Below are 24,509 nucleotides of genomic sequence, written 5' to 3'. Positions count from 1 at the left end.
GCTAGGCTGCGCCGCGTGAAAGCCGCAGTACTCGCCTCCCTGACCGTCCCGTTCCTGCTGTTCGCGCCCGCTGTGGCGCATGCGGACCCGCAGATCCCCGTCCCCGGGCAGAACACCTCCCCCGACGACACCTGCAACACCACGCAGAACATCGTCGACACCATCAAGACCCAGCACCCGGACTACACCACCCCCGAGCAGATCGCGTCCGGCTTCGACGCGATGATGGGGGCCAAGGTGCCCGGTTACCAGCTCTTCCAGGGCCAGCAGCACCAGCAGCTGCTCGACACCATCCAGGCCTGCGGTATCGCCACCTCTTAAGGACAGCGCATCCGCGATCGGCTACCGCTCGCATCGCCCCGGGCGGAAGTCCCGCCGGGGCGACGCGCACGGTGATGTGCGTCATTGCGACGATGCGCACACCGCATCCTGGTTCGCCGGCTGCTCGGCCGCATCACCCATAAGCTGACCACATGAAACAGGATGTGCGGCAACGTCATGCCCTGTCCTTCGGCACAGCCGCGACCGCCTACGCCCAGCACCGCCCGGACTACGCGCCGGCCGCCGTCCGCTGGGCACTGGAATCCGCGCCCGGCCCGCGAATAGTGGATCTCGGGGCCGGAACCGGAAAGCTCACCGGCACACTGGTCGCGCTGCACGCCGATGTCGTTGCCGTCGAGCCGGATCCGGCGATGCTGAGCGAACTGCGCCGCGCGCTGCCGGCGGTCCGAGCCATGGCGGGTAGTGCCGAAGCGATACCGCTACCGGATGCGTCGGTCGATGCCGTGCTCGCCGGAAACGCCTTGCACTGGTTCGATATGTCGGTCGCGGGACCCGAGATAGCAAGGGTTCTCACGCCCGGCGGCGTCCTGGCTGGTTTGTGGAATGTCATGGACGACCGCGCCGACTGGGTCGCCGGGCTAGAAAGCGAAGCCGGTGAACCGGGCTCAGCCGGTGAAGTCGCGGATCAGCTTCGCGAGTTCGGTCGGCTGCTCGGCCGTCACGATGTGTCCGGCATCGATTTCGGCGTAGGTGGCATCCGGGATGTCGGCGCTCACCTCGCGGGAGTATTCCGCGGGGACCAATACATCAGCGGGGCACCCGATCACCAGTGCCGGCGCCTGGATCCGCGGTAGCAGGTCGCGGACGTCGAGTTTGTTGGCGAGAGCTATCTGCCGGAGTCTGCCGGCCTCGGGCCGGTAGGACGTCGCGAGCTCGGCCACGGCGGCGGGGTCGAGGGATTCCAGGTACGCGGGGCTGAAGGCGACCAGCATCGTGTATCGGGCGAAAGCGTCGGCGTCATCGGCGAGGTCGCGCCACAGCGACAAGGCCTGGCGTTGGTGTTGCCGGCCCTGCCCGGTCCAGCCCGAGACCAGCACGAGGCGGCTGACCAGCTCGGGCCGAACCGCGGCGAGCCGGGCGACGACCGCGCCACCCATGGAATGTCCGACCACGTCGGCGGGCCCCTGCCCGAGATCGGAGATCACGGCGGCGACCTGCTCGGCGAGCAGCTCGACCGTCAGCGCGCCGCCGTCGTCGCGCGCCGCATCGCTGCCCGAAAGATCCGGTAACACAACGGTTCTGGTGTCCACGAACGCCTCGGCGACGCGGTCCCAGATCTGTGATCCCCGGCTGCCGCCGTGCACCAGGACCAGCGGCCGGCCCGCGCCCAGCACCCGGTACGGCACCACCGCTGCGCCCACTGTGATCTCCCGCATGACTTGTCTCCCTTCGTAGAACTGTTTGCCTCAGCGACGTTGCCAGCATCCGGTGGCAATGAGGAGCGGAGCGGATTCCCTAGGATCGGTACTCCTAGCCGGCGCGGCGCGACCCGGCCGGACCGCCGAAGATAGAAGACATGACCATGGACAGGGCCAAACTGGCGGACTTCCTCCGCCGTTCCCGCGAACGGCTCCGGCCTCGGGAGGTCGGCCTGGACGCCGGACCTCGCCGCCGCACGCCCGGCCTGCGCCGCGAGGAACTGGCCCAGCTGGCCGGCGTATCGGCGGACTACGTGATGCGACTCGAGCAGGCGCGCAGCTCCCAGCCGTCGACTCAGTTGCTGGGCGCCCTCGCCCGGGCGCTGCGACTGACCGAGGACGAACGCGATCACCTCTACCTGCTGGCAGGCCACCGCCCACCCGAAGGACCGCGCGCCGGACATTACGTCCGCCCCGCGCTGCTCTACCTGCTCGACCGGCTCGGCGATACCCCGGCCCAGCTCATCACCGACCTCGGTGACCTGCTCGCGCAGAATGCCTTGGCCGAGGCGCTTTTCGGCTGCGTGTGCACGCTCGAGGAGCAGGACCGGAACATCGCATGGCGCTGGTTCACCAACCCGCGAGTGCGCGAGGCATACCCCGCCGAGGACCACGACCACCTCAGCCGCGTACGCGTGGCGGACCTGCGCGCCGCCGCGACACACCGCGGCTACGATCGGCCCGCGACGGATCTGATCGAACGGCTCGAGGCGGCCAGCGCGGAGTTCGCCACGCTCTGGAACGAGCACGAGGTCGCCATGCGCCGCAGCCACCACGTGCGTGTCGTGCATCCCGCCGTCGGGCCCGTCGAATTCGACTTCGAGATCCTGCAGACCGAAGCCGCCGACCAGCGTCTTCGCATCTTCACGCCGCCGCCCGGATCCCACAGCATCGAGGCTCTCGAAATCCTGCGGGTCATCGGCCCGGAGACCGCCCACCGCAGTCACCGATAAGAGCCTGCGCGGCCCTCGAAGACCTTGCGGCAGAAGTAAGCTCGGACGCGGATCGATCACGTGAAAGGGCGAAGGTGTCCAGCGAGAATATGTTCAGTGTCTTCGGGAAAATGACCGCGCTCCCGGGTCGGCGTGATGAGCTGATCGCGGTGCTGCTCGAGGGATTACGCGCCGGTGGCGAGGACGGCGGGTTACTCGATTTCAGCATCAATACCGCCTTCGACGATCCGGATACGATTTGGCTGACCCAGCTGTGGGTCGACAAGGATGCGCATGACGCGACCACCCGTTCGGAGCCGGTCGTCGCGGCGTCCAGCGAGGTTCCCGCGCTCCTGGCTCAGCGACCCGAAGGTTTCTACGGCCGAGCCGTCCACGTTCATGGCCGAACCTCGGGATAACGAGGAGCCGGATCAGTTTCGATTGCTGCCGCCGGGTGACGGGCTGTCACGTTTTCACGCCGCCCACGGTCGAGGAGGTGACACCGGATAACGGCACCGACAGCAATGGAGAACACCATGACCGATCACACCTGGCTGGCGGAGCAGTTCGAAGCCAACCGCACCCATCTGCGCACCGTCGCCTATCGCCTGCTCGGCTCCACCAGCGAGGCCGAGGATGCCGTGCAGGAGGCGTGGCTGCGACTGCAACGCTCCGATTCGAGCGAGGTGGAGAACCTCGCCGCCTGGCTGACCACCGTCGTGGCACGGGTATCGCTGAACATGCTGCAATCCCGCAAGGTCCGCCGCGAGGAACCCATCACCGATGATGCCCACCACGTCCCCGCGCCGCCGGCGCATGCCCCGGATCCCGAACATGAAGCGCTGCAAGCCGATTCGATCGGGCTGGCGCTGCTGATCGTGCTCGACGCCCTCACCCCCGCCGAACGCCTGGCGTTCGTGCTGCACGATCTGTTCGCGATCCCGTTCGACGAGATCGGGCCGATCCTCGGCAAAACGCCTGCCGCGGCCCGGCAATTGGCCAGCCGCGCCCGGCGTCGCGTGCAGGGCTCCGCCGCACCCGCCGCCGATATCGGTCGCCGGCGCGCGGTGGTCGATGCCTTTCTGACCGCCTCACGCAGCGGCGACTTCCAGGCCCTGCTGTCCCTGCTCGCCCCGGACGCGGTCTTCCGGGCCGATGCGGCGGGGATCCGAATGGGTTCGGAGGCACTGGTTTCCGGCCGCGATGGCGTCGCCACGACTTTCGCCGGCCGGGCCAAGGCCACCCGTCTCGCCCTCATCGACGGTGCGGTCGGCGCCGTGTGGGCCATCGGCGGCACCCCGAAGGTGGTGTTCACCTTCACCGTCGCCGACGAGCAGGTCACCGCCATCGACCTGCACGCCGACCCCGAGGAGCTCGCCGCGCTCGATATCGAGATCCTCGAAGCCGCCTGAACATGAACGACCGCGCCGAGCGGATAGCACATCTGCGCTACAGACCGGTGCGGTCGTCCATTATCGGCTCCCGGCGGCCCCTAGTGAACGGGCGTACTCGCCGGGTGTCTGGCCGTAGCGCTTTTTGAAGGCGCGGATGAAATGGCTGCTGTCGGAGAATTGCCAGTACGCGGCGAGTTCGGTAGCAGTCGGCCGGCCGGAGGCGAGGGCGAGCCGGGCTTCTTCCAGGCGGCGGTCGCGGATATAGCTGGTCACCGACTCCCCCGCCGCGGTGAATGCTCGTTGGAGTGTGCGTACCGAGACATTGAGTTCGCGGGCCAGCATCGCCGGGGAGAGTGCGGGATCGGCGAGTCGACCGTCGGCCAGGGCCTTCGCCGCTTGGGCGAGTGCGGGCCGCAGCCCGGGCTCGGCATCGTCGAACCATCCCGTCGCGACTGCTTTGGCCAGTTCGACCATGGCGCCGCGGGCCGCGTGCACACCGGCCGGACCGAGGTCGGCGAGGGTGGCGTGGACGGTATTCGTATGAGCCATCAGCAGCCGCATCTCGGCCGAGTCCCCGGACCCGATGATGCTCCGATTTCTGAGCCGCGGTTCGAGCATCACCGAGGGCAGCGTGAGAATCCGAACCGTGGTGTCCGGCCCCGCCCCGAAGTGCAAAGGCCGCCCGTGCCGCAGCAGAAACTGCCCCGCCGACACGCTGTATTCGTTCCGGTCGGGCGAGACGCCCAAAGTCCATGTCCCGCGCCGCACTACGTAGATCCGCACCTGATCGTCATAGCCGTACGGAGTGCCTGCCGTCCGAATATCGGACGCACTGTCGAGATCGGTGACCGCCACATCGCGCACCTTCACGACGCGACTCCTGACCCGGAAATCACCGGTCGTCGCCGAGCTGAAGGTAGGCAGCGGAAAGCCCTCGCCGACCTCCGTCAGCCACCCGCGCCGAAAGACATCGAAACCTCGCGATACTCCGCCCGGGACAGTGGAATCCAGCGAGAACCTCCCGCGCAAGTCCACTCCACCACCGTTCATCGGCTGGTCCTTCAGCTGAGGCTCAGTCGCCTTCGTTCGCGGAATCCTTTGCAGGCGCGGAGGGCTTGGGCTCGATATCGATCCGGACCGCTCCCGCGCGCACGGATCGCAGGATCAGCCAGCACAGCGCAAGCACGACGACAACGATCAGGACGATCACGAGAACATCGAAGACGTTGCTGATGGTGTCACCTCCGTGCAGGGCCCGAACCGACTCCCCCGCGATCCTAACCACAAAGTAGTTTCAGGGGTTACGCGGTGATCGACGGCTCATTGCTGCCAGTCGCGCCCGATCGTTCGGATCATGGACGGCCACACGTCCTCGAGCCGGAAGTCGGCGGTGAACTCGTGGATTCGCCAGGCGCGGTCGGTGTGGGCGGTTTTCGGGAGCTTCATCACCAGCACCACCTTCGACGATGTGGGTTGAGCTGATGTTTATTCTGCCGGACGCCCGGCGAGTGGTGTTATGCGCCGCAGGTTGGGGGGCAATGGGTGGGGGTGGTGGGGGGTACGTCGAGGGTGGGGTTTCGGTCGAAGAAGCCTGTGGGCTTCAGGGTGAAGCCGGTGTAGTCGACGGGCATGATCGGCCAGTCCTCCGGTCTGGGGAAGTGTGTCAGTCCGAAGGTGTGCCAGACGACCACGTCTTCGCCGTCCAGGTGCCGGTCGGCGGCGGCGTAGGTGGGGAGGCCTGCGCCGCCGGGGTGCTGGTTCACGAAGTCGCCTGCGGCGTAGCGTTCGGAGGGGTCGTATCGGGTGACCCATAGGTGTTTGGTGGCGAAGCCGGCGCGGCGGGCGATCGAGGATTCGTCGGCGGCGAGCAGGGGTTCGCGGCCCTCCGGATGCAGGGCGTAGCCGACGGGGTTGCCGAGTCGGTTGGTTATGTCGGGGTTCGTGATCTGCCAGGTCCGGCCGATTCGGTTGTCCGCCAGGCGTTGTGCCTCCGACTCCCGTTCCAGCACCGTCCGGCGGAGGGTGAAGGCGTTGCCGTGCGGGTTGCCGGGGCCGATCGGCACGCGCTGGGATTCGACCTCTTCCACCCGATTGCGGTGACCATCGATCATCATGTCCAGCCGGGCGCTGAACAGGTGCTGGTGGTACGGGGCGCCCAGGCCCGGCGCGAGTTCGGAGGCGTAGGGGTGGCCCGGTCCCGGATATGCCGACGTGAACACCACTCCGGTCGCCTTGGCCTCGAATTCGATTGTCCCGTCGAGGTAGAGGTACCAGAAGAATCCGTAGTCGTAGTTGCCGATGGTGGTGAAGAAGGAGATCACCAGCCGTCGTTGCCGGCGCACCTCGCGCGATCCGGTCCACAGGTCGGTGTGCTTCCACAGCACGCCGAAATCCTCCTCGTGCATGCACACCGCATTGCGGATCGTGCGCGGATTGCCGTCCTCGCTCGCCAGCACCGCGTCGAAGTAGGTGATATCGCCGACGCAGTCGCAGCCGAGCTCGAGCGAGTTGGCCCATCGGCCGACCAGGTATTCGCCGGTGTCGAAGTAGTTCTGCCAGGAGCGTACCGGTGACGGATCCGCGTACGGCACAACCATTTCCGCGATCGAGGCGCGGTGGATGATCGGCCGCAGCCGGTCGCCGTCGCGAAAACCCAGCTGGTAGAGGACCAGCCCTTCACGGGCGTCGAATCCGATGCGCAGCGACCATTTCTCCCACTCGACGAGGTTGCCGTCGACGGTGTAACTCGGTCCCTGCGGCTGGGTGATCTCGATCGGCCGTTGTGTAGAGCGCGGTGGCCCGGTGAACGCTGGGTCGTCGAAGTTGCCGGATTCGGGCGGCACCGGAACCGGTCCGGTGTCGATGACCCGCAATACCTCCCGGGTCATGACGTCGACGAAGGCGACGAGACCATCGATGGGATGCGCCCACGCGTGATCCTTCGAATGCTCCTGATGGAAGGCCAGCCCGCGCAGAATCCGGCGGCCCTGCTCCCCGTCGTAATCGAAAACGCCCGCCGACAGCGGCGCGACCCGCACGTTCGCCGGATCGAGACCGCGTGCGGCCAGCGCCTCGAGCCAGCGCGGATCGGTCGACAGCAGGTGCTCGACCAGCCCGAATTCCTCATCGAGCACGGGCATCTGGCCGTCCAGCGCGGCATCGAGCGTCCGCTGCGAGACCACCGCCCGCCGCCCGAGCGAGACCACCAGATCGCGGGCATTCGGACGATCGACATCGTGCAGCAGTACCCGGAAGCACCGCTCGATCGGGACGGACGGGTCGTAGACGGCGTACTTGTCCGGCTCGTCCAAGCCGACATAGACGAAACGTGTTGCCGTCGAAACCAGTCCCGCGGCATGGACTATCGCGCGTACCTCGGCGATCTCGGCGGCGGTGGCCATGGCGAGCGGATGATCGACGCGCTCGGAGGTGAAGGTGGACAACTTCGATCCTTTCGTTCCCGGGATGGCTTACGACTCATGGATGGGATCGGGCAGCTCCCAGCGCTCACCGAGGCGCGGCCGCAGGTAGATCAGGTAGTAGGCGATGCCGACGGCCATCGCGACGACCGCCACCACGACCTGCTGCCAGGTGGTGGTGGCCAGGCTGTAGCCCGCGTATCCCATGGCGGCGATGACGATGAGCGGCGGCAGCGGCCACAGCGGCATGCGATAGCCCGCGGTCTGCGGCTCCCGGCGTACTCGCAGCGCCGCCAGCGCGACGAACAGATAGACCAGCACCAGTCCCGCGCCGGTCGCGGTGATCAGCCACGACAATGGCAGGGCCGCGGCCGCGATGGCGGCCATGGCGCCGACCACCAGGGTGGCGGCGATCGGCGTGTGCAGGCGGGGATGCACGCTGCCCAGTGCGCGGTCGATCGGTTCGGGCCAGCTGCGGTCGCGGGCGGAGGCGAACAGCAGCCGGGAGATCTGCAGGATGATCGCGATCACCGCATTGACGATCGCGATCGCGATGCCAACGCTCACAACGGTATTCACCGACGATCCGCCGCGCGCGGTGAGGAAGTAGTTGAGCGGTGCGTCGCTGTGCAGTAGATCGTTCATCGACGGCGCGCCCAGCACGACCGCGGCCAGTGGCAGCATCTCGATCAACACCGTCGCGGCCAGGCAGACCATGATCACGCGGCCGATGGTGCGGGAGGCATTCTTGGTCTCCTCGGAGTAGTAGACCGCGGCGCCGTAGCCGTTGTAGGCGAACAGGGCCACGGGTATCAACGGCACCAGCGCGCTGACCGCGACGCCCGCGGTGCCGGTCCCACTGGCGGTGAGCGGGTGGAACCACTCCGCCGGACCACGCTGCACATGCAGGAAACCGAGGAAGACCAGTACCGCGATGGCAGCGATCTCGATGCACAGGAAGACCCCGGTCACCCAGGCATTGGCCTTGATGTTCAGCACGGCGACCCCGGTGGTCACCACGATCACCGCGATGCCGACCCACTTCCCGCCCAGTTGATGGAACGCCACACCGAGATAGTCGCCGGTCCCCAGCGCGATGACCGAGATGATCAGTACCCCATTGACCAGCGTGAGCAGGAACATCGCGAATCCGATGGGCCGGCCCAGCAGTCGTGCCGCCCAGGTGTATTCGCCGCCCGCGATCGGATACTTGGTCGCCAGCTCCGCGTAACAGAGCCCGACGAACACCGAGATGACCCCGGCGATGCCCAGTGTCAGCACCGAAGCGCCGCCAACCGCGAGCAGGATCGAGGGAATGATGATGAACACGCTGGAGGCCGGTGTCACCGCGGACAGCGTGATCAGGATGTTCTCCCCCATGCCGAGTGCGCGGGAGAGCTGTTGCCGGTATCGGGATTGGGGGTCGTCGTCAGCGGTCTGGCCGGTGGTCGACTGCGTTGCCATGGCCGATCCTTTCTTTGATCTACAATCAAAGAATGAACTGAATTGCCTGGCAATACTGGATTTTGGTCGTAACAACCACTTAACTCGTCGTCAATGGGACGAAACAGGAGGTCATGATGGCACGGCGGAAGGATCAGGAGCGGGCCCGGCGCGCGATCCTGGACGCGGCGCTCACCGCGGTATCCGATCGCGGCGTGGGCAAGCTCAAGATCCGCGACGTGGCCGAGTTCGCGGGCGTCTCACCCGGCACCGTGCACTACTACTTCGACGACCTCGAAAACCTGCTGCGCGAAGTACACCGGGACGCGAGCGATCGGTTCTTCGGCGCCCGGCTCGAGCTGGTCGCCTCGATCCCCGACGCGCGCAACAAGATCGGTGCGCTGATCTGGGCCGGGCTGCCCGCCTCCGATAGCGATGCGCTGGTCGTCGCGCTGTATCAGCTCGCCGCCTATCGCAGCGTCGCCGACGAGCACGGTGACCTGATCACCGTCCTGTTCGACAAGCAGGTCGCGGTATACCTGAGCGCGCTGGAGGTCGGAATCGCCCAGGGACACTTCACGATCGACGCGCCACTCCTCGATGTCGCCGCGAATCTCGTTGCCCTCGAGGATGCTTACGGGTTGCACATCATCACCCGCAACCGGTCCATGACCAAACTCCGAGCCGCCGAGCTGATCTGCTCCTACGCCCGCACGGCCACCGGATGTCTCGCCATCACCACGCCCCCGAAGGACGCACAATGACCTCGCACCAATCGTTCTCCCCCGACGGACGCCCCCGCGCGCGAGCCCTGGGCACCGACCTGCAAGGGCAGCCGGGACTGTGGAACGCCATCACCGATGTTCCGGGCGTGGCGGTCGGCTACCAGACCCTCATCGAGGGTGAGGGGCCGTTGCGGGTAGGCGCCGGGCCGGTGCGCACCGGCGTGACCGCCATCCTCCCGCGCGGCCGATCCGGTCTCGGCCGCCCCTGCACGGCGGGCCGATACTCCCTCAACGGCAATGGCGAAATGACCGGCAGCGCATGGATAGACGAGGTCGGCCAGCTGTCCGGCCCGGTCACCATCTCCAATACCCACGCCATCGGCGCGAGCCACACCGGAACCATCCAATGGATCAACGCGACCCGCCCCGACCTGACGGATGAATGGCTGCTCCCGGTCTGCGCCGAAACCTGGGACGGCTACCTCAACGATATCAACGGCGGCCATGTCACCCCGGAAATCGTCGGCGCCGCACTGGATTCCGCGCAGTCGGGTCCGCTGCAGGAAGGCTCGATCGGCGGCGGCACCGGCATGAACTGCTACGCCTTCAAGGGCGGCAACGGCACTGCGTCCCGCCTGATCGAATTCGGCGCGCACACCTACACCGTCGGCGTGTTCGTCCAGGCGAACTTCGGCTCCCGCCGGGAGCTCACGATCCGCGGCCGGCGCGTCGGGGAGCAGCTCGCCGTGGACAATCCGATGGAGACCACCGAGTGGGGCTCCGCACCGCACCGGATACCCGCCGCCCCGGGCGGTGCCGGCTCGGTCATCGTCATCATCGCCACCGACGCACCCCTTGACCCATTGCAGTGCACCGCCATGGCCCGCCGTGTCCCCCTGGGTCTGGCCCGCACCGGCACCACCGGCAGTATCTTCTCGGGCGATCTGTTCCTGGCCTTCTCCACGGCCCCTGATCACTCCTCCGATACCGGCTTCCCGCACGGCGCCCCGACCATCGGTGAGCTGGTCCCCACGGTCCGAATGCCTTGGAACCGAATGGATTCCCTCTATACCGCGGTGGTCGAGGCAGTCGAGGAATCCGTTCTCAACGCGCTCCTCGTCAACGCCGATATGACCGGCCGTGACGGGCACCGCTCCCCCGCCCTCCCGCACGACCGATTGCGCGACCTCCTCGCCGGCAAATGAACCCTGCGCGGTTCACGGGGTCGCCGCGGCGGCGGCCAGTTTCGCGCGATCGGTGACGATGATGCGGCCGCGGCGAAGGGCTACGATGCCGCGGTCCTCCAGGTCGCGCAGGACGCGGTTGGCGGTGACCCGGGTGGTGCCGGCCATGGAGGCGAGATCGTCTTGGGTCAGGCGGATTTCGGCTATGGGGGCCGGGCCGCCGTAGATCCGGGCGAGATTGGCCAAGCGGCGGATCACCCGGGTTTCGACCGGAAGGTAGAGAGCCTCGAGAACGGTGGCCGACAGCCGGCGGATCTGGGCGACCAGGCTGGCGGTGAGCATGCGGTCGATGCCGGGGTTGGCGGCGCGCAGGACTTCGAGTTGGGAGCGGCTCAGGGTGAGGGTTTCGGCGTTTTCTGCCGCTTCGACGGTTGCGGTGCGCCTGGCATCGGGGCTGAGCAGGGCCAGTTCGCCGAAGGAGTCGCCGGGACCGATCATGTTCAGGGTGGCGGTGTATCCGAGCGGCGTGGCCACGCGGATCAGGAGCAGACCGGACTTGACCAGGTGCAGGCAGTCGCCGGGATCACCCTCGTGGCAGAGTACTTCGCGGCGTTTGAAGCGGCGCGGGGTGCAGGAGGCCAGAACCTGACGGCGTTCGCTCGCGTCGAGGCTGCTGAGCAGAGTGAACTCGGTGGTCACCGCACGCCCCGCAGGACGAAGCAGGTGACCGGCTCGCGGCGGCCTTTCACGGTGATCGCGTGCAGCGGCTCTACCAGGGCGCGGGAACCCAATTGGGCCTGGGTGAGCGGGCCGATCACCACGTCACCGGGCTGGGCCACACCTTGCAGGCGGGCCGCGGTATTGGTGGTGTCGCCGATCGCGGTGTAGTTCCGCATCTGTGCCGCACCGATATTGCCGACCAGGGCCGGCCCGGTATTGACGCCGACCCGGAAGCGTGGCCAATCCGGTCGGCCCGCCGCGATCCGCGCGACGGACTGCTGCAGCATCAGCCCGGCGCGGGCGGCGCGCAGGGCGTGGTCGGGTTGTGGTGCGGGAGCGTTGAATACGGCCATCACGGCATCGCCGACGAACTGCACCACCACGCCACCCTCACCCAGGATGACGGGCACGATCGCGCCGTAATAGGTGTTCAGCATCTGCACGACCAGCGCCGGATCGGTGCGTTCGGAGAACGGCGTGAAACCGGCCAGATCGGCCATCAGCACACTGACTTCGGCGATGCGGCCGCCCAGATCGGCCTCCGCGGGATTGGCGAGCAATGCGGTCGCGACCTGCGGGGACATATACGAGCGGAACAGCTGGTCCAGCTGCCGATACAGCCGGGCGTTCTGCTCGAGCACGGCGAACTGACGTTCGGTGAGGCTGAACCGTTTCGACAGCTCGACCCCGACCGAGCCCAGCGGCTGGTCCACCGGCACCCCGGCGGCCGCGCGCTGCCCCAATACCGCCACCATTTCGGTCAGCGCCCGTGTGTAGTCGCGCTCGAGCGCCTCCATGGTCTGGTTCAGCGTGACACTGTCGAACAGGCCCAGCGCCGAACCCTCCCTGCGGAATTGGGCGTGCGCGCTCATCGCGATCAGCAGGAAGGCCGCCACCATGAGCACATGCCATTCCCACCAGGACGCCTGCCAGCTACGCCCGTAGCCGACGGCCAGCAGCGCCTCGATCAGCAGCACGAACGCGGTCAGCACGCTGAGCAGCAGCAGGCCGCGACGGCGATAGAACTGGCGAGCGTACACCACCGCCGCACCCAGGTAGGACAGCGAACCCACATAGGCGAGTATCACCAGCGGCCGCGATGTCTCGGTGGCACTGGGCATGCCGTCGAACGGCGGCAACCCGGTGAGCGAGAACAGCCCCCACACCACCAGCGCCAGCGCCGGCAAGGCCGACAGCAACCACATTCTCCGGTTCAACCGGGCCGTAGCGACCGGCCCGTATTCGATCGCCGAGGCCAGTGCGGCGAACCCACCCAACGTCAACCCGATCGGCACCGCGTACACGAACCCGGCATTGGGCATCTTGATGATCACACCTGGTGTAGCGATCGCGTGCAGGCCCAGAAAGCCCGCCGCGAACTGGAACATCAACGACACCAAGATGAGTCGCACATCATGGCGACTACGCGCGGCACGGAAAAGGACGACCCCCAGCATCATTGCCAGGGTCGCCGCGGCAAGAACCAGCCAGAAGTGCTGCGGATGATGCTCATAGTGAGCGTCCAGCTTCGGATGCGACAACAGCAACCAAAGCCCGGCTACGGGAAGGGAAATCGCCGCCGCCCAGGTGAGGACGCTCAGTTTCGACACTATTGAACCCTACCGACCGGAGCATCCCCGTCGGGAAGTTCACAGGCAACCGACATATGCGCCCGGTCGGCGCGACCGTCCGGCGGTCGCACTCGTAGTGGCCGAGCCCCGGCCCGTCCGGCCGGGGCGCCACCGCGCTACGAGTCGGTTCAGCGGTGCCAGCCGTAGTCGTAGCCGCGGTGGTCGCGGTCCCACGACTGCCACTCGCCGAAGTGGCTACCGTGCCAGTAGTTGTTGTCGCAGTAGCTGTAGTAGTGCCAGTCGAACCCGTTACCCCACTGGCAGAACGGGTCGAACCAGTCCCGCACGCCACTCGTCACCTGGGTGTGCACCGGGCCGGTCGCGTCCGGAGTGGCGGCACTGGCGACACCGACACCGGCGCCGCCGATCAGGGCGAGCGCGGCGACAGCGGTGGCAGTCCGGCGGATTACGTTAATCATGTTCTGCTCCAAGTGTTTTCGTTGCTTGCCTGGTGGCTTGCTTCGGTATGACACCAATAGTGGCCCCACCGCCGGAGAAGTTCTGCCACCGCAACAACACTCGGTATGTATCCGCGCTTACATAACGCATGCCCGGTTGCCCTCAGCCGGCTCGGCAAGCCCGGGCGGGCAATGCCGTCTGTCAGAGTGGCGGCCGAAGAGCCGCGAGCATCGGACTTGCGGCGTCGATGATCGGCTGTACGGCGTCTGCGAGTTGGGGTGGTACGACCGCGGCGAGTTCAGGGGGCATGGCCGGGGCGACTGTCGCTGTGGCCAGGTCCGTTGTCGCTGACCGCGGCTCGTCGGTGATCGGCTTGCGCGCCACATCGCCCTCGAGACGCAAGGTGTTGTACGCGTTGATGCCTGAGACGATGCCGACCGGTACGCCGAGCACCAGGCTGCCGATGGTGCCGCCCATGCTGCCGAGAATGGCCGCGCCGGTGAGGCAACCGCCCGCGAATCCGGTGGCCGTGCCGGCCAGTGCCGCGGAGAAGGTGCCCGCGGCGCCCGCGCCGATACCGCCGGCCAGGCAGCCGATGGCGAGACCGGTGGCGCCGCCGAGCACCGCGCCGAGCGCGACCGCCAGGCCGAATTGGGTGCCCACGGCGCTGTAGGCGTCGTTGATGTCCTTCTGCCGCTGTACCGGATCCGTCTGCTGGGTGGGACCGGGGGCCGGGGCGGGCTGGGCCGGGTCGTCGACGAATCCCGTGATCGGCACGGTGGCGGGGGCCTTGCACACCGGGTCCGGGAGGTCCGCGGCGGTGCGTGGCTGCTGGTCCGCTGACGCGTCCGCGCGGGAGGGCAGCTGCGAGATGGGGACGGTGCCCAGTGGGCAGGGCACGGCGGCGTTGGGCCACAACGCCATCGGCGAGCCGAGGGTCAGGGTATTGCCCATGACGTATCGGCCCTGTGCGTCGAGCGCCTGGAAGTTGTTGAGCAGCTGCAATTGCCGGTCACCGCCGGGGCCCGGCTGGAGCGGGTCGGGACCGGTGCCCGGCGCCTGCACGATGAGGGAGCCGATCGGCGTGGTCAGGTAGGCCGACATATCGGTGAGGTCGCCCGTGTAGACGACGCCCTGCATGATACCGACCGTCACCCGCGAGATGCCCTCGCGGACCGCCTGTTCGTGCGGCGTCAGGTCCGCGGTGTTGCCGGGCAGCGGCGGCGGGATCTCCCGCCCGAACGGGATGTGGTGCAGCGTGCTGCGATCCTCGCCGAGGATCAGGTTCCCCTGGTGGTCGCGCAGCTGGTAGTGATTGTTGCCGATAATGCTCACCGCGACGTCCGGGCCGTAGATGGTGGACAGTCGGCGATAGGCATTGCTGCGCAGGTAGATATCGCCCGCCAACTCCAGATCGTTCTCCCCGCACAGCGGGTCGCGGGGCGGGATGGCGGCCATCGGGTCGTCGGCATCGGGCACCGGCGGGCAGGTCAGCAGCGGCTGATCGGCGCCCGGGTCGGCGGATTGCGAGGCGTCGGACGGCGTATCCGCGGGCACCAGCGGCGTCGCATGCGCGGACACGGCGGTGACCACCGCGGTCACCGCGGCAAATGCCGTGGTCAGGGCGACGGGGATGACCTTCAACGGAACCTCGCAATCCAGTACGCACGGAACAGAACCGACGAGAGCAAGATCAGAACGCCAGGCTAACAAGCCCGCGCCGAATTCCCCGTGAGCCCGCCCCCAACCGCCGTGGCACGGCCTCGTCGCAGCTCAGCGCACCCAGATACGACTGGCCAGGAAGTCATCCCACGCCGCGCTGGGAAACCACAGCTCGGGACCTTCGCCGTGATCGGCGGAATCGCGGACACCTACCCGTCCGGTGTCGTGGTAGACCTCGACACACTGTTTGGATGTCTCGCTGCGGCTGGATTTATACCAGGTGCGGGCGGGTGGGTTACTTGTCACTCCACATACTCCTTCGCACTGTCCGACACCAGTTTTCGCGTGTCGTCCTCGCTCAACGCTACTGCGTGCAGGGCTGTGACCGCCTCTCGATATTCCTCCAGCGCATCGGCCCGGTTGAGATAGAGCGCGCCCATCGCGCCTTCGAGATACACGAGCGGCAATTCGGTTGGCCCGTCCGATTGGGCCGGGAACGTCAGCATCGTGAAGCTCTGGATCGTCAGGCCTCGATGCGGACCGACCTCGAAAGGGACCACACGGATAACGATGTTTTCGCGCTCGCTCAGCTCTGACAGCCATCGCAGCTGGGCGGCCATGACCGCAGGGGCGCCCGGCCGGTGCCGGAGCACGGCTTCGGAGAGAAAGGCCGTCATGGAGAAGCCGTCTTCGTACAGCTTTGCCTGTCGGCGAGTATTCAACTCCACTCGGCGTTCCACGTCGACATTGGAAAGCCCTGGATCCTCGATCTTTACGAGCGCACGCCGATAATCGGACGTTTGCAATAGACCGTGAACCAGCACGAGTTGGTGGGTGCAGACCTGGTCGGCATCGGACTCCAACTGCAGATACTGCGGGAAATGCGGCGCGACCTGATCGGCGTAAGGCTGCCAGAAGCCTTTCGAATTACCCTGCAGCCGTGCGACTTTCTCCTGCTCGCGCACATCGCCCCACAGACACAACGCCTCCTGCCGAGCATCCGGGCTCACGTCGTAGAGATCCAAGAGCAACCCGATCTGCGGCGTAGTGAGCTTGGTCGGGTAGCCACCTTCGAGTCGCATGATCACCTGCCGTGACACCTCGAGAGCCAGGCTCGCGGCTAGATGAGTTCTGCCGCTACTTTTCCTTAGATCGCGCAAGAAACTTCCGAAAACTCTTCGAGAGGAAGCCAATCCGGCCATCGTCAGCCCGCCATCCTGTGATGTTCGCGAACGCGGTGTCCGTGGCGAACATCGTCCGCCGCGGACATCCATCATAATTCGAAGCACTGTCCGCCGTGGACGTATTACAGACAGCAATTCGGGTGTCTACTTGGCAGCACAAGCAATCGGAAATGCTTACCTTCCAAGGGGATAGCCATGTTGTGTGCTGTGCTCCAATTGCTCTTGATCATCGCTGCCGTCGTTGTGATCGTCGCCGCAACCGTTTGGGGGAGTTGCGCCGTCCGTTCCGAAATGCCGCCCGCGGCGAGGGATTCGATGCTCGTTGCGGGCAGGCGGTCGCTTCGTCGTGTTCCGGCGCGCAACTCGCACCGCGGCCGTGGCCGGCATCGAGCCTGGTGACGAGATGTACTCGAGGCTGTCGCACTATCGGATTCCGGCGACCGTCCGGTTGAGCCCGATTACCGTGAAATGCCTGTTGTGGCGGCATCGCAACTGTGTCGAAGGGGATGCGGCGGCGCCCTCACCGCTTTCCTGCAATGCTCGGCGGCAGCTCTTGCGGATCCATCGGGAGAACGGGTGGGCGTGGCCGCTGCCGCAGGCGGATCGACCTCGTGCGCGGTGATTGCGCTGTCAGTGGGATTCGCGCCAGGTGGTGAGGTCTGCGTGGAGGGCGGCCAGGGTGGTGTGGGTCGAGCGGTAGATGCGGTAGAGGGGATGCAGGCGGTCGGCCTGGTTCGATGGTTCGAAGCGGCGGTCGACCTGAACTGTTGCGGTGGCGGCGGACTCGATGTCGGGGTAGATCTTGGCTCCTACGGCACCGAGTAGGGCGGCGCCGAGGACGGCGCTGTCGCGGACCTGCATGGTTTCGATCGGGCGGTTCAGGATGTCGGCGTGGAGCTGTGCCCACAGGGGGCTGCGTGCGCCGCCGCCGGAAAAGGTCACGGCGGGAATGGAATTGCCGCAGGCGGTCTCGACGCCTTCGAGTACGTGGCGGGCCGACATGGCCACGCCCTGCAGGACCGCGAGAGACATGTCCGCGGTGGAGGTTGTCGAGCTCAGGCCGAAGAAACTGGCACGGACGTCGGGGTCCCACAGTGGCGCGCGCTCACCCGAGAGGTAGGGCGTGAAGACGATGCCCGCGGTGCCGGTGGCCGCCGAGGTGAAGACGTCTTCGATGCTCAGGCCGGAGACCTGGCTCCACCAGCGGACGGCGTCTCCGCCGGCTTGGGTCGGGCCGGCGTGTACGTAGAGGCCGTGGCGTGGCGGGAAGGTGACGATTCCGGGCGCCGGATGCGCTTGTTCCGAGGCGCCGGCGACGACCAGCGATGTGCCGCAGGAGATCATCCCGCGACCGGGCTCGGTCGTGCGGGTGCCCAGGACGGCGCTGTAGGCGTCCATGGTGCCGACGACGACTTCGGCGCCGTCGGATTGCCCCACACTCGTTGCCGGGTCGAGGATCTCGGGCAGCCGGGCCGCGAGCCCGTCGACGAGGGCGACCGCCTCCGGAATGTAGCCCTGCGCACCGGCGACCCGCACGCCGGAGAGCAGATCCGTTGCGACCCTGCCGGTGAGCTTCGCCGCGATGAAGTCCTTCGGGCCCATCACCCATCGTGTGTCCGCCCAGGCGGACGGGTTGGTGCGGGCGAACCATTCCGCGCGAGCGGCGACGAACGACGCGTCGAGGGTGACCGGCTGACCCCAGATGCGGATCTTGTCCTCAGCACTGAAGCGCGCGTCGAGTTCGGCCGCGATATCGGCGCAGCGCTGGTCCTGCCAGATGATCGCCGGTGCGAGCGGGCGCAATTGCGCGTCGGTAAAGACGTGCGTATTGACCTGGCTGGTCAGGCCGATCGCCCGCACCGATTGTGGCGGGACGTCAGCCAGGACCGCCTGCATCCCGGCGACGCAACCGCGCCACCAATCCAGCGGATCCTGTTCGGCCCAGCCGGGGCGCTGGCGGCTGATCGGATAAGGCGTCGTATGCGCGGCGATCGGCTGTCCGTCCACGGTGAATACGGCAACCTTGACCGCTGTGGTCCCTACGTCGATACCCAGCAACAACATGCCCGATCGTAACAATCGGTCCGGTACGAGTGGCGCGACCCTGACGCCCGCTCAGGCTCCGGGTCGGTGCAGGTAGCAGTCGGTTTCGATCACGGCTCCCGAGTCCAGGCGCTCGACCGACCCGCCCAGACCTACCAGGTGCAGGGTGTCCGGCCACATCGAGTACGGCTTGCCGTTCGCATCGTGGCCAGGGAACGGCACGAACCCCCAATAGCAGGTCAACCCTTGCCCCGGCGGCTGGAACGTCCACACATCGGGTGCGATATCCGCTCCGACCGATAACTGCCGAACCTGCTGCTGCGCAGCCAGATTCATATCGCCATTGCTCACATCACCCGGATCCGCTCCGGCCCCGCCCGCCGTCATCACAACGGCCGCAGCACATACCGAAGCCACCCCGAATACGCCCCGCATTCCCCCACCCATCCCATTTGTCGAAACATCGGATGCCACCCCCGAAAAAGACAGCGCCGAACCCTACCCGACCGCCGACCTGCCACCACTAGGGCCGCAGATCGGTCATCGAATCGGGCGTGGGCTCGCGCTAGCGGAACATCGCCTTCGTCTCGAGGAATTCGAGTACCCCGTAGGGCCCGAGTTCGCGGCCGTTTCCGGATTGCTTGTATCCGCCGAACGGGGCGACGGGACTGAATGCGCCGCCATTGATTTCGACCTGGCCGGTGCGCAGCCGGCGGGCCACGCGCTGGGCGCGTACGGGATCGGCGGACCAGACGCCGCCGGAGAGGCCGTACTGGGTGCCGTTGGCGATGGCTATGGCGTCGTCCTCGTCGTCGTAGGGCAGGATCGACAGCACCGGGCCGAAGATCTCCTCCTGCGCGATCGTCATGGCCGGATCGACGTCGGAGAAAAGGGTGGGCCGCACGAACCAGCCGCGTTCCAGGCCCTCGACCGGGTCGGCGCCGCCGGTCAGTAGTGTGGCGCCCTCGTCGATGCCGCGCCGGATGTAGCCCAGGACCCGATTCCGCTGGGCCGCGGTGACCATCGGTCCCACCGCGGTGCCCGGGTCGAAGGGGTCGCCGACGACGGCGGCTTCGACGGCGGCCTTCGCAATGGCCTCCACCTCCGCCAATCGGCTGCGCGGCACCAGCATCCGGGTCAGCGCGGTACAGGTCTGGCCGGAGTTGAGGAAGCATTTGCCGACTCCGTCGACCACGGCGGTGGTCAGGTCGGCGTCGTCGAGGATCACATTGGCCGATTTGCCGCCGAGTTCGAGCGCGACCTTCTTGATGGTGCGCGCGGCGAGTTCCGATACCCGGGCGCCCGAAGCCTTCGATCCGGTGAGCGAGACCATGTCCACGCCGGGATGCGCGGCCAAGGCCTCGCCGACCACCGGTCCGGTGCCGGGAACCAGATTGAAGACGCCCGCGGGCAGGCCGGCGGCATCGATGATCTCGGCGAGGACGAACGACGAAAGCGGCGCCACCTCACTGGGTTTCACCACGATCGAGCAGCCCGCGGCCAGGGCGGCGGCGACCTTGGCGGCGATCTGATGCAGTGGATAGTTCCAGGGTGTGATCGCGCCGACCACCCCGACCGGTTCCCGGACGATGAGCGCATTGCCGAGTTCTTCCTCCCACGGCAGCTCACCCACGAAACGGGCGGCCGCCGAGAAGGACATGGCGGGCAGACCGGCCTGCAACAGCCGGGAGACCGCGATAGGCGTGCCGACCTCCTGCGAGATCAGCGCTGCCAGTTCGTCTCCGCGCGCCTCGAGTCCCGCGGCGATGGCGGCCAGCACTTCGGCGCGGGTGGCGACCGTGCTGCGCGACCAGGATTCGAATCCGGACTGCGCCGCGGTCACCGCCCGGTCGACATCCCCGGCGGTGCCGAGGCGGACTCGTGCGATGACCTGTTCGGTGGCAGGGTTGATCACGTCGTGGGTCTCACTGCCGGACAGCATGATCCATTCGCCGCCCATATAGGCCCGGTCATAGAGTTGTACGGCGGGTTCGGTCGTTGTCATTTCGTCCTCGTCTCTACTTCGCCGTGACCGGCGCGCCGCTGCGGCTGGTGGCGGCCGCGTCCGCCGCGATGGCTGCCGCGGTGCGGTGGGCGAGCGCCATGATCGACAGCATGGGATTGGTGCCCGATGCGGTGGGGAACGCGCTGCCGTCACCGATCCAGACGCCGGGGGTGTCGTGCAGTTCGCCGGTGGGTCCCGCGACGCTGGTCTGCGGGTCCGTGCCCATGCGACAGCTGCCCATCTGATGTGCGGAGAACAGTCGATATCCACCGGCGCGGAACGGGATTTCGCGGATCTCGGCGAGGTATTCGCCGAGATCGTCGCCCCAGCGCCAGATCGGTAGTCCTTCGGCGAAGGCCGCGATCTGCACCGCCCCGGCAGCCTCGTGCATGGCGGCAAGGGATTCCACGCCCAGGCGCAGATTGGCCAGATCGACCTCATCGGTGATCGAGTACGACACCACGGCATTGCCCGCGTCGTCGATGGTCACCTGTCCGTGCCCGCGGTCGCGCACCACCGCCAAGCCGGTCGAGACATTGCCGAATCGGCTCAGGAACTGTTTGTGCGCGGCGCCCGATACCCACGGTACGGCGGAGGCGCCCAGGCCGGTCGTGTATTGCGCCGTCTCGATGAGGAAGCCGTAACCGTCTCCGGTATCGGCGAATTCGTCGATCAGCCCGGTGTGCGGTGCACCCCACCAGGCCTGCTGGTCCTCGGTGTAGATGCCGGCGACCGCGGCGACCGGATGCAGGCGCAGGTACTTGCCGACGGCGGGGCCACCGATGCCGGAACGTAGCAGGAGCGCGGGTGATTCGAGCGCGCCTCCCGCAACGACGACACGGGGCGCACGGACGGTGAAGGCCGCGCCCGCGCCGGACACCGGATCGGTGTAGGTCGCCGAAACCCCTGCGGCCCGGCCATTTTCGACAAGCACCCGGTCTGCCCGGCTGAACACGAGGAGCCGCGCGCCTGCCTCGGCGGCATCACGCAGATAGGTCTTCATGGTGCCCTGTTTGGATCCCGACTGGTCGCCGAAGCCCAGATAGCCGGCGCTGGCGGGGTCGTAGGTCGCCGGATCGGTATTGCGCGCGACGGCGGCGAACGACCAGCCGAGGCGCTCGGCGCCCTCCTGGAGCCGCTTGGTCGGACCGTTGAAGTCGGAACACTCCCCGGTGACCGAGATGCGTTGCGAGACTTCATCCAGATGCCGGTCGAACTCCGGGCCGGCCACATCGGTGAGACCGTATTCGCGCGCCCATTGCTCTCTTACCCAGGGCCGGGTGCGCAGGCAGTTGGTCCAGTTGATGGTGGTGCCGCCGCCCAGATTCGCGCCGGCCTGGAGCGAGACATTGAAGTCGGCGGTCGGTGTGGGACCGCCGCGCCAGAACAAGTTCTGGAATCCCCACAGCTCGAGCTGATTGAAGTCGGATTCGTCGAAGTAGCCGCCGGCCTCCAGCACCACTACCCGCAATCCGGATTGAGCCAGCCGGCCGGCGATCACGCCGCCGCCCGCACCGGAACCGATCACCACGACATCGGCCTCGAGGGTCGAATCCTGTTGTGGGACCGTGGTTCGGATGGTCTTGGTGTCCTGCGCCGGTGCGCCGATCGGACCGGGGAAGCCGAACGTGCGCCACATCGGATTCCGGCCGGTGACCGGGTCGGGAAGGCCGTACGTGAGGAACAACGTCAGTGAGATGAGCACCCCCACCCCGGCCGCGGTCTGCGGCCCGAGCAGCGCGGTGCGCCGCATCAGTTCCTCGCGCGACAGCGGCGAGGCGGTGACAATCCCTTGTGCGGCAAGCGCATCGATGAGCCCGAGCAGCCCGGCGCGCTGATCCTCGGGCATACCCGCCAGATACCCGGTGAGCGCCACATCGGCGCCCACCTCGGAAGCGGACCGCCCCCAGAATCCATCCTTGTCCCCGGGCCGCTCCAGTGGCGGGACGATGGTGTCACAGATCGCGCGCAACGCCTGCGCGCGCTCGTCGGTCATCCATTCGGTCATGTCTTCCTCGGCTTTCGGCCAGGCATCGGTCTCGATTCCATTGAAATCGCCGTGCACCACATCGGTGGCGATACCGCGAAATGGACTCGAAACCGGCCTGGCCGCCGAGGCGTTATCGAGTGGATGTCAGGCGGAAGGTAAACCGGTTGCTGCCGGCGCGTTCGTGGGTCATGTTCTCCGGGAAGTTGGTCGCGTCGGCGATGTCGACGGACTTGGTGCCGGAGTTCCACTCGAAGTAGACGGAGCCGATGGCCATGTACTCCCCCGTCCGCTCGTCACGAACGTAGATCGCCGTGGTGACGGGCGGCCCGCCCGCGGGCATGAAACCGATCAGCGAATACTCGGGATCGCCTGAGTGCGTGGTGATCTCGCCGACCTCATAGGAGACCACCTTGAGGCTGTAGCGCCCCGCCTCGGCGCCCGTATCATCCTGCAGCCGTACAGCGATCGCCAGCGTGGTCTTCTCCACCACCCGAAACGTCGACAAACCCCCGATATCGCTGATGTCGGGAGTATCGACCTCCCACTCCCGATAGATACCCGACTGCCCGTAATGCTGCCAGGCGAGCACCTTCACCAACTCCCCCACCCGAACCGACCGGAACCGATCGTTGAGCTCACCCGGCAACGACTCCTGCGCACCGAGCTTGTAGGAATACGGATCCCCCGCAAAATTGACACTCTTATAGAACATAACCTCGTCGACGCTCATGACTTCTCCTGCGAACGCGCGTCATAGACCGGCGCTGGATGATTGCGGAAAGCGTTGTCGCCCAATCAGTTTAGAAGCACTGAGCCATTACCGTTCCAGAACGAGCCACGTACCCCCCGGTCTCCAGTCATACGCGGACGCGCGAGTCAGGATTTGAGGCGGGTGCGTTCGTTGTCGATGATGTCGGCCCAATGCCGGATGATGCTGCGGCGGCGGGCGGTGTCGTCGGTGATGACGTCGGCCAGACCGAGGCCGCGGGCCATATCGAGCAAGCCTTGGATGGTTTCCCGTGCGCCGGGAATGTTCTCGTCGATATCGAGCAGGTCTACCGCGGCACGGTGGGCTTGACGGCCGAGGTGGGCCTCGAGCAGCAGCACGTGCGGGCGCATTTCCGGTTCGGTGGAGCCTGCGGCCCACAGTTGCAGCGCCGCCTTGAACAACGGGCCGGTGTACAAGGTGGACAGCATTTCGATGACGGCCGCGGTGCGCCCCCGGCCGCGCGGGAGATCCGCTGCACCCTTGCGGATCTCGTCGAGCCGGATGTCGGTGACGTGCTCGATGGCGGCCGCGAAGAGCGCTTCACGGGTGGGGAAGAAGTGCTGGGTCGCACCGCGTGACACACCCGCACGTTTGGCGACGACGGCGACCGAGCTGCCGCGCCAGCCGTGCTCGGCAAGCGAATCGACCGCGGCCTCCAGCACCCGCTGCCTGGTGAGCCGACCGCGTTCCTGCTGCGGCCGGCGGATGACGGGCGCGGGCGGGCCGGCGTCAGATCTGGCGGTCACGGTTCTCCCAATATGGCTGGCGCAGCTGACGTTTGAGGATCTTGCCGCTCGGGTTGCGCGGCAGTTCGGCGCCGACCACCAATACCTTTGGGCCGCAGTCGTTGAGAACGTAGTCGAGCTCGTCACCGGCCAGTCGCCAATTGATGACGGCGTTGGCCGCACCGAGGTTTCCAGCGGCGAAGCTGACCTCGAGGCAGGCCGGATGATTCTTGTCGACGACGGCGACGGTGTCCCCCGGCCCGATCCCCGTCGCCTGCAACGCACCTGTCAGTTGCCGTACCCGAGCACGCCACTGCGCCCACGTCCACTTCAGGTCGCCGTACTCGATCGCGAGAGAGTCCGGGCGTTCCCGTCCCCAGTGCTCGAGCAGGTCGCCGAGCGTGTGTGCCGTGGAAGGGAGCGCTGTGGTCATTCGAAGTCCTCCGGTATGCCTGCGTACTGCACAACACTGTGACACCGGGCACAACACAAAAGCAAGCAGTATTGCTTGGTTTATCTGTCGC

25 protein-coding genes and 1 pseudogene are annotated in these 24,509 nt (G+C 67.0%); 7 read left to right on the top strand and 19 right to left on the bottom strand.

Annotated features, from left to right (window positions below; genetic code table 11):
• Positions 1–15 precede the first annotated feature (15 nt).
• Together ACIP5Y_RS37055 and ACIP5Y_RS37050 are read left to right on the top strand one after the other, a co-directional pair.
• Positions 16–321 carry a hypothetical protein gene (locus ACIP5Y_RS37055; protein ID WP_400357097.1) on the top strand — a complete coding sequence of 102 codons (306 nt, stop codon included), beginning with the start codon at positions 16–18 and terminating at the stop codon, positions 319–321.
• Between the two features lie 152 nt (positions 322–473).
• A pseudogene (locus ACIP5Y_RS37050) lies at positions 474–863 on the top strand (class I SAM-dependent methyltransferase); the annotation flags it as partial.
• 84 nt (positions 864–947) lie between these two features.
• On the opposite strand, the gene ACIP5Y_RS37045 reads toward ACIP5Y_RS37050, so the two are convergent.
• Positions 948–1,718: an alpha/beta fold hydrolase gene (locus tag ACIP5Y_RS37045; protein ID WP_400357095.1), complete on the bottom strand. Its 771-nt coding sequence runs from the start codon at positions 1,716–1,718 to the stop codon at positions 948–950.
• Positions 1,719–1,864: 146 nt separating this feature from the next.
• Between ACIP5Y_RS37045 and ACIP5Y_RS37040 the strand changes: the two genes are divergently transcribed.
• The 3 genes from ACIP5Y_RS37040 (at position 1,865) to ACIP5Y_RS37030 (ending at position 4,104) form a co-directional block, all read left to right on the top strand.
• The gene (locus tag ACIP5Y_RS37040) at positions 1,865–2,713 is read left to right on the top strand and encodes a helix-turn-helix transcriptional regulator (RefSeq protein ID WP_400358040.1); all 849 of its coding nucleotides are present in this window, start codon (positions 1,865–1,867) and stop codon (positions 2,711–2,713) included.
• An 89-nt stretch (positions 2,714–2,802) separates the two neighbouring features.
• On the top strand, positions 2,803–3,111 hold the full coding sequence (locus ACIP5Y_RS37035; protein ID WP_400358039.1) for a putative quinol monooxygenase: 309 nt from the start codon (positions 2,803–2,805) through the stop codon (positions 3,109–3,111).
• A gap of 117 nt (positions 3,112–3,228) precedes the next feature.
• Positions 3,229–4,104 (top strand): sigma-70 family RNA polymerase sigma factor, encoded by an 876-nt coding sequence (locus tag ACIP5Y_RS37030; RefSeq protein ID WP_400357093.1) that lies wholly within the window; start codon positions 3,229–3,231, stop codon positions 4,102–4,104.
• 60 nt (positions 4,105–4,164) lie between these two features.
• On the opposite strand, the gene ACIP5Y_RS37025 is transcribed toward ACIP5Y_RS37030, so the two are convergent.
• From ACIP5Y_RS37025 to ACIP5Y_RS37005, 5 genes are all read right to left on the bottom strand, one after another.
• A complete protein-coding gene (locus ACIP5Y_RS37025) occupies positions 4,165–4,956 on the bottom strand; it encodes a helix-turn-helix domain-containing protein (protein WP_400357091.1) in 792 nt (263 codons plus the stop codon).
• Positions 4,957–5,158: 202 nt separating this feature from the next.
• The gene (locus ACIP5Y_RS37020) at positions 5,159–5,296 is read right to left on the bottom strand and encodes a hypothetical protein (protein WP_400357089.1); all 138 of its coding nucleotides are present in this window, start codon (positions 5,294–5,296) and stop codon (positions 5,159–5,161) included.
• A gap of 110 nt (positions 5,297–5,406) precedes the next feature.
• On the bottom strand, positions 5,407–5,532 hold the full coding sequence (locus ACIP5Y_RS37015; protein WP_400357087.1) for a hypothetical protein: 126 nt from the start codon (positions 5,530–5,532) through the stop codon (positions 5,407–5,409).
• A 68-nt stretch (positions 5,533–5,600) separates the two neighbouring features.
• The gene (locus ACIP5Y_RS37010; protein ID WP_400357085.1) at positions 5,601–7,529 is read right to left on the bottom strand and encodes a primary-amine oxidase; all 1,929 of its coding nucleotides are present in this window, start codon (positions 7,527–7,529) and stop codon (positions 5,601–5,603) included.
• Between the two features lie 27 nt (positions 7,530–7,556).
• A complete protein-coding gene (locus ACIP5Y_RS37005; protein ID WP_400357084.1) occupies positions 7,557–8,969 on the bottom strand; it encodes an APC family permease in 1,413 nt (470 codons plus the stop codon).
• Between the two features lie 113 nt (positions 8,970–9,082).
• On the opposite strand from ACIP5Y_RS37005, the gene ACIP5Y_RS37000 reads away from it, so the two are divergent.
• Positions 9,083–9,712 carry a TetR/AcrR family transcriptional regulator gene (locus ACIP5Y_RS37000; RefSeq protein WP_400357083.1) on the top strand — a complete coding sequence of 210 codons (630 nt, stop codon included), beginning with the start codon at positions 9,083–9,085 and terminating at the stop codon, positions 9,710–9,712.
• Positions 9,709–10,878, top strand: coding sequence for a P1 family peptidase (locus tag ACIP5Y_RS36995; RefSeq protein WP_400357082.1), 1,170 nt, complete (start codon positions 9,709–9,711; stop codon positions 10,876–10,878). The genes ACIP5Y_RS37000 and ACIP5Y_RS36995 overlap by 4 nt, the downstream gene beginning before the upstream one ends.
• Positions 10,879–10,890: 12 nt before the next feature.
• Here the strand turns inward: ACIP5Y_RS36995 and ACIP5Y_RS36990 are convergent, their stop codons facing one another.
• The 13 genes from ACIP5Y_RS36990 to ACIP5Y_RS36930 all read right to left on the bottom strand — a co-directional run bounded on the left by ACIP5Y_RS36990 (position 10,891) and on the right by ACIP5Y_RS36930 (position 24,418).
• Positions 10,891–11,556, bottom strand: coding sequence for a Crp/Fnr family transcriptional regulator (locus tag ACIP5Y_RS36990; RefSeq protein WP_400357081.1), 666 nt, complete (start codon positions 11,554–11,556; stop codon positions 10,891–10,893).
• On the bottom strand, positions 11,553–13,187 hold the full coding sequence (locus ACIP5Y_RS36985; protein ID WP_400357080.1) for an adenylate/guanylate cyclase domain-containing protein: 1,635 nt from the start codon (positions 13,185–13,187) through the stop codon (positions 11,553–11,555). The genes ACIP5Y_RS36990 and ACIP5Y_RS36985 overlap by 4 nt, the downstream gene beginning before the upstream one ends.
• Before the next feature lie 149 nt (positions 13,188–13,336).
• Complete coding sequence (locus tag ACIP5Y_RS36980; protein WP_400357079.1) at positions 13,337–13,627, bottom strand: hypothetical protein; 291 nt, start codon at positions 13,625–13,627, stop codon at positions 13,337–13,339.
• A 181-nt stretch (positions 13,628–13,808) separates the two neighbouring features.
• Positions 13,809–15,251, bottom strand: coding sequence for a hypothetical protein (locus ACIP5Y_RS36975; RefSeq protein WP_400357078.1), 1,443 nt, complete (start codon positions 15,249–15,251; stop codon positions 13,809–13,811).
• 129 nt (positions 15,252–15,380) lie between these two features.
• Entirely contained in the window at positions 15,381–15,575 is a 195-nt protein-coding gene (locus tag ACIP5Y_RS36970; protein WP_400357077.1) for a DUF397 domain-containing protein, read from the bottom strand.
• On the bottom strand, positions 15,572–16,471 hold the full coding sequence (locus tag ACIP5Y_RS36965; protein ID WP_400357076.1) for a helix-turn-helix domain-containing protein: 900 nt from the start codon (positions 16,469–16,471) through the stop codon (positions 15,572–15,574). Before ACIP5Y_RS36965 ends, ACIP5Y_RS36970 begins: the two co-directional genes overlap by 4 nt.
• A gap of 612 nt (positions 16,472–17,083) precedes the next feature.
• Entirely contained in the window at positions 17,084–18,517 is a 1,434-nt protein-coding gene (locus ACIP5Y_RS36960; protein ID WP_400357075.1) for an FGGY-family carbohydrate kinase, read from the bottom strand.
• A 51-nt stretch (positions 18,518–18,568) separates the two neighbouring features.
• Positions 18,569–18,931: a hypothetical protein gene (locus ACIP5Y_RS36955; RefSeq protein ID WP_400357074.1), complete on the bottom strand. Its 363-nt coding sequence runs from the start codon at positions 18,929–18,931 to the stop codon at positions 18,569–18,571.
• Positions 18,932–19,061: 130 nt separating this feature from the next.
• The gene (locus ACIP5Y_RS36950; RefSeq protein ID WP_400357073.1) at positions 19,062–20,501 is read right to left on the bottom strand and encodes an aldehyde dehydrogenase family protein; all 1,440 of its coding nucleotides are present in this window, start codon (positions 20,499–20,501) and stop codon (positions 19,062–19,064) included.
• Positions 20,502–20,514: 13 nt separating this feature from the next.
• Entirely contained in the window at positions 20,515–22,569 is a 2,055-nt protein-coding gene (locus tag ACIP5Y_RS36945; RefSeq protein WP_400357072.1) for a GMC family oxidoreductase N-terminal domain-containing protein, read from the bottom strand.
• Positions 22,570–22,621: 52 nt separating this feature from the next.
• Entirely contained in the window at positions 22,622–23,221 is a 600-nt protein-coding gene (locus tag ACIP5Y_RS36940) for a beta/gamma crystallin domain-containing protein (RefSeq protein ID WP_400357071.1), read from the bottom strand.
• A 146-nt stretch (positions 23,222–23,367) separates the two neighbouring features.
• Positions 23,368–24,006, bottom strand: a complete 639-nt coding sequence (locus ACIP5Y_RS36935) for a TetR/AcrR family transcriptional regulator (protein ID WP_400357070.1) — start codon at positions 24,004–24,006, stop codon at positions 23,368–23,370.
• The gene (locus ACIP5Y_RS36930) at positions 23,990–24,418 is read right to left on the bottom strand and encodes an AMP-binding protein (RefSeq protein ID WP_400357069.1); all 429 of its coding nucleotides are present in this window, start codon (positions 24,416–24,418) and stop codon (positions 23,990–23,992) included. The genes ACIP5Y_RS36935 and ACIP5Y_RS36930 overlap by 17 nt, the downstream gene beginning before the upstream one ends.
• Positions 24,419–24,509: the final 91 nt, after the last annotated feature.

Origin of the sequence: Nocardia sp. NPDC088792 (assembly GCF_044750615.1) — a bacterium.
In the GTDB taxonomy this organism is placed as follows: domain Bacteria; phylum Actinomycetota; class Actinomycetes; order Mycobacteriales; family Mycobacteriaceae; genus Nocardia.
The sequence above is the reverse complement of the archived record's forward strand: the minus strand, read 5'-3'. Positions and strand labels throughout refer to the sequence as shown.

Bases quoted from the DNA above. Each gene is read 5' to 3' on its own strand.
- ACIP5Y_RS37045 (WP_400357095.1), bottom strand. From the start codon at position 1,718: ATGCGGGAGATCACAGTGGGCGCAGCGGTGGTGCCGTACCGGGTGCTG.
- ACIP5Y_RS37040 (WP_400358040.1), top strand. From the start codon at position 1,865: ATGGACAGGGCCAAACTGGCGGACTTCCTCCGCCGTTCCCGCGAACGG.
- ACIP5Y_RS37035 (WP_400358039.1), top strand. From the start codon at position 2,803: ATGTTCAGTGTCTTCGGGAAAATGACCGCGCTCCCGGGTCGGCGTGAT.
- ACIP5Y_RS37030 (WP_400357093.1), top strand. From the start codon at position 3,229: ATGACCGATCACACCTGGCTGGCGGAGCAGTTCGAAGCCAACCGCACC.
- ACIP5Y_RS37015 (WP_400357087.1), bottom strand. From the start codon at position 5,532: ATGAAGCTCCCGAAAACCGCCCACACCGACCGCGCCTGGCGAATCCAC.
- ACIP5Y_RS37005 (WP_400357084.1), bottom strand. From the start codon at position 8,969: ATGGCAACGCAGTCGACCACCGGCCAGACCGCTGACGACGACCCCCAA.
- ACIP5Y_RS37000 (WP_400357083.1), top strand. From the start codon at position 9,083: ATGATGGCACGGCGGAAGGATCAGGAGCGGGCCCGGCGCGCGATCCTG.
- ACIP5Y_RS36995 (WP_400357082.1), top strand. From the start codon at position 9,709: ATGACCTCGCACCAATCGTTCTCCCCCGACGGACGCCCCCGCGCGCGA.
- ACIP5Y_RS36980 (WP_400357079.1), bottom strand. From the start codon at position 13,627: ATGATTAACGTAATCCGCCGGACTGCCACCGCTGTCGCCGCGCTCGCC.
- ACIP5Y_RS36965 (WP_400357076.1), bottom strand. From the start codon at position 16,471: ATGGCCGGATTGGCTTCCTCTCGAAGAGTTTTCGGAAGTTTCTTGCGC.
- ACIP5Y_RS36960 (WP_400357075.1), bottom strand. From the start codon at position 18,517: ATGTTGTTGCTGGGTATCGACGTAGGGACCACAGCGGTCAAGGTTGCC.
- ACIP5Y_RS36955 (WP_400357074.1), bottom strand. From the start codon at position 18,931: ATGCGGGGCGTATTCGGGGTGGCTTCGGTATGTGCTGCGGCCGTTGTG.
- ACIP5Y_RS36950 (WP_400357073.1), bottom strand. From the start codon at position 20,501: ATGACAACGACCGAACCCGCCGTACAACTCTATGACCGGGCCTATATG.
- ACIP5Y_RS36940 (WP_400357071.1), bottom strand. From the start codon at position 23,221: ATGAGCGTCGACGAGGTTATGTTCTATAAGAGTGTCAATTTTGCGGGG.
- ACIP5Y_RS36930 (WP_400357069.1), bottom strand. From the start codon at position 24,418: ATGACCACAGCGCTCCCTTCCACGGCACACACGCTCGGCGACCTGCTC.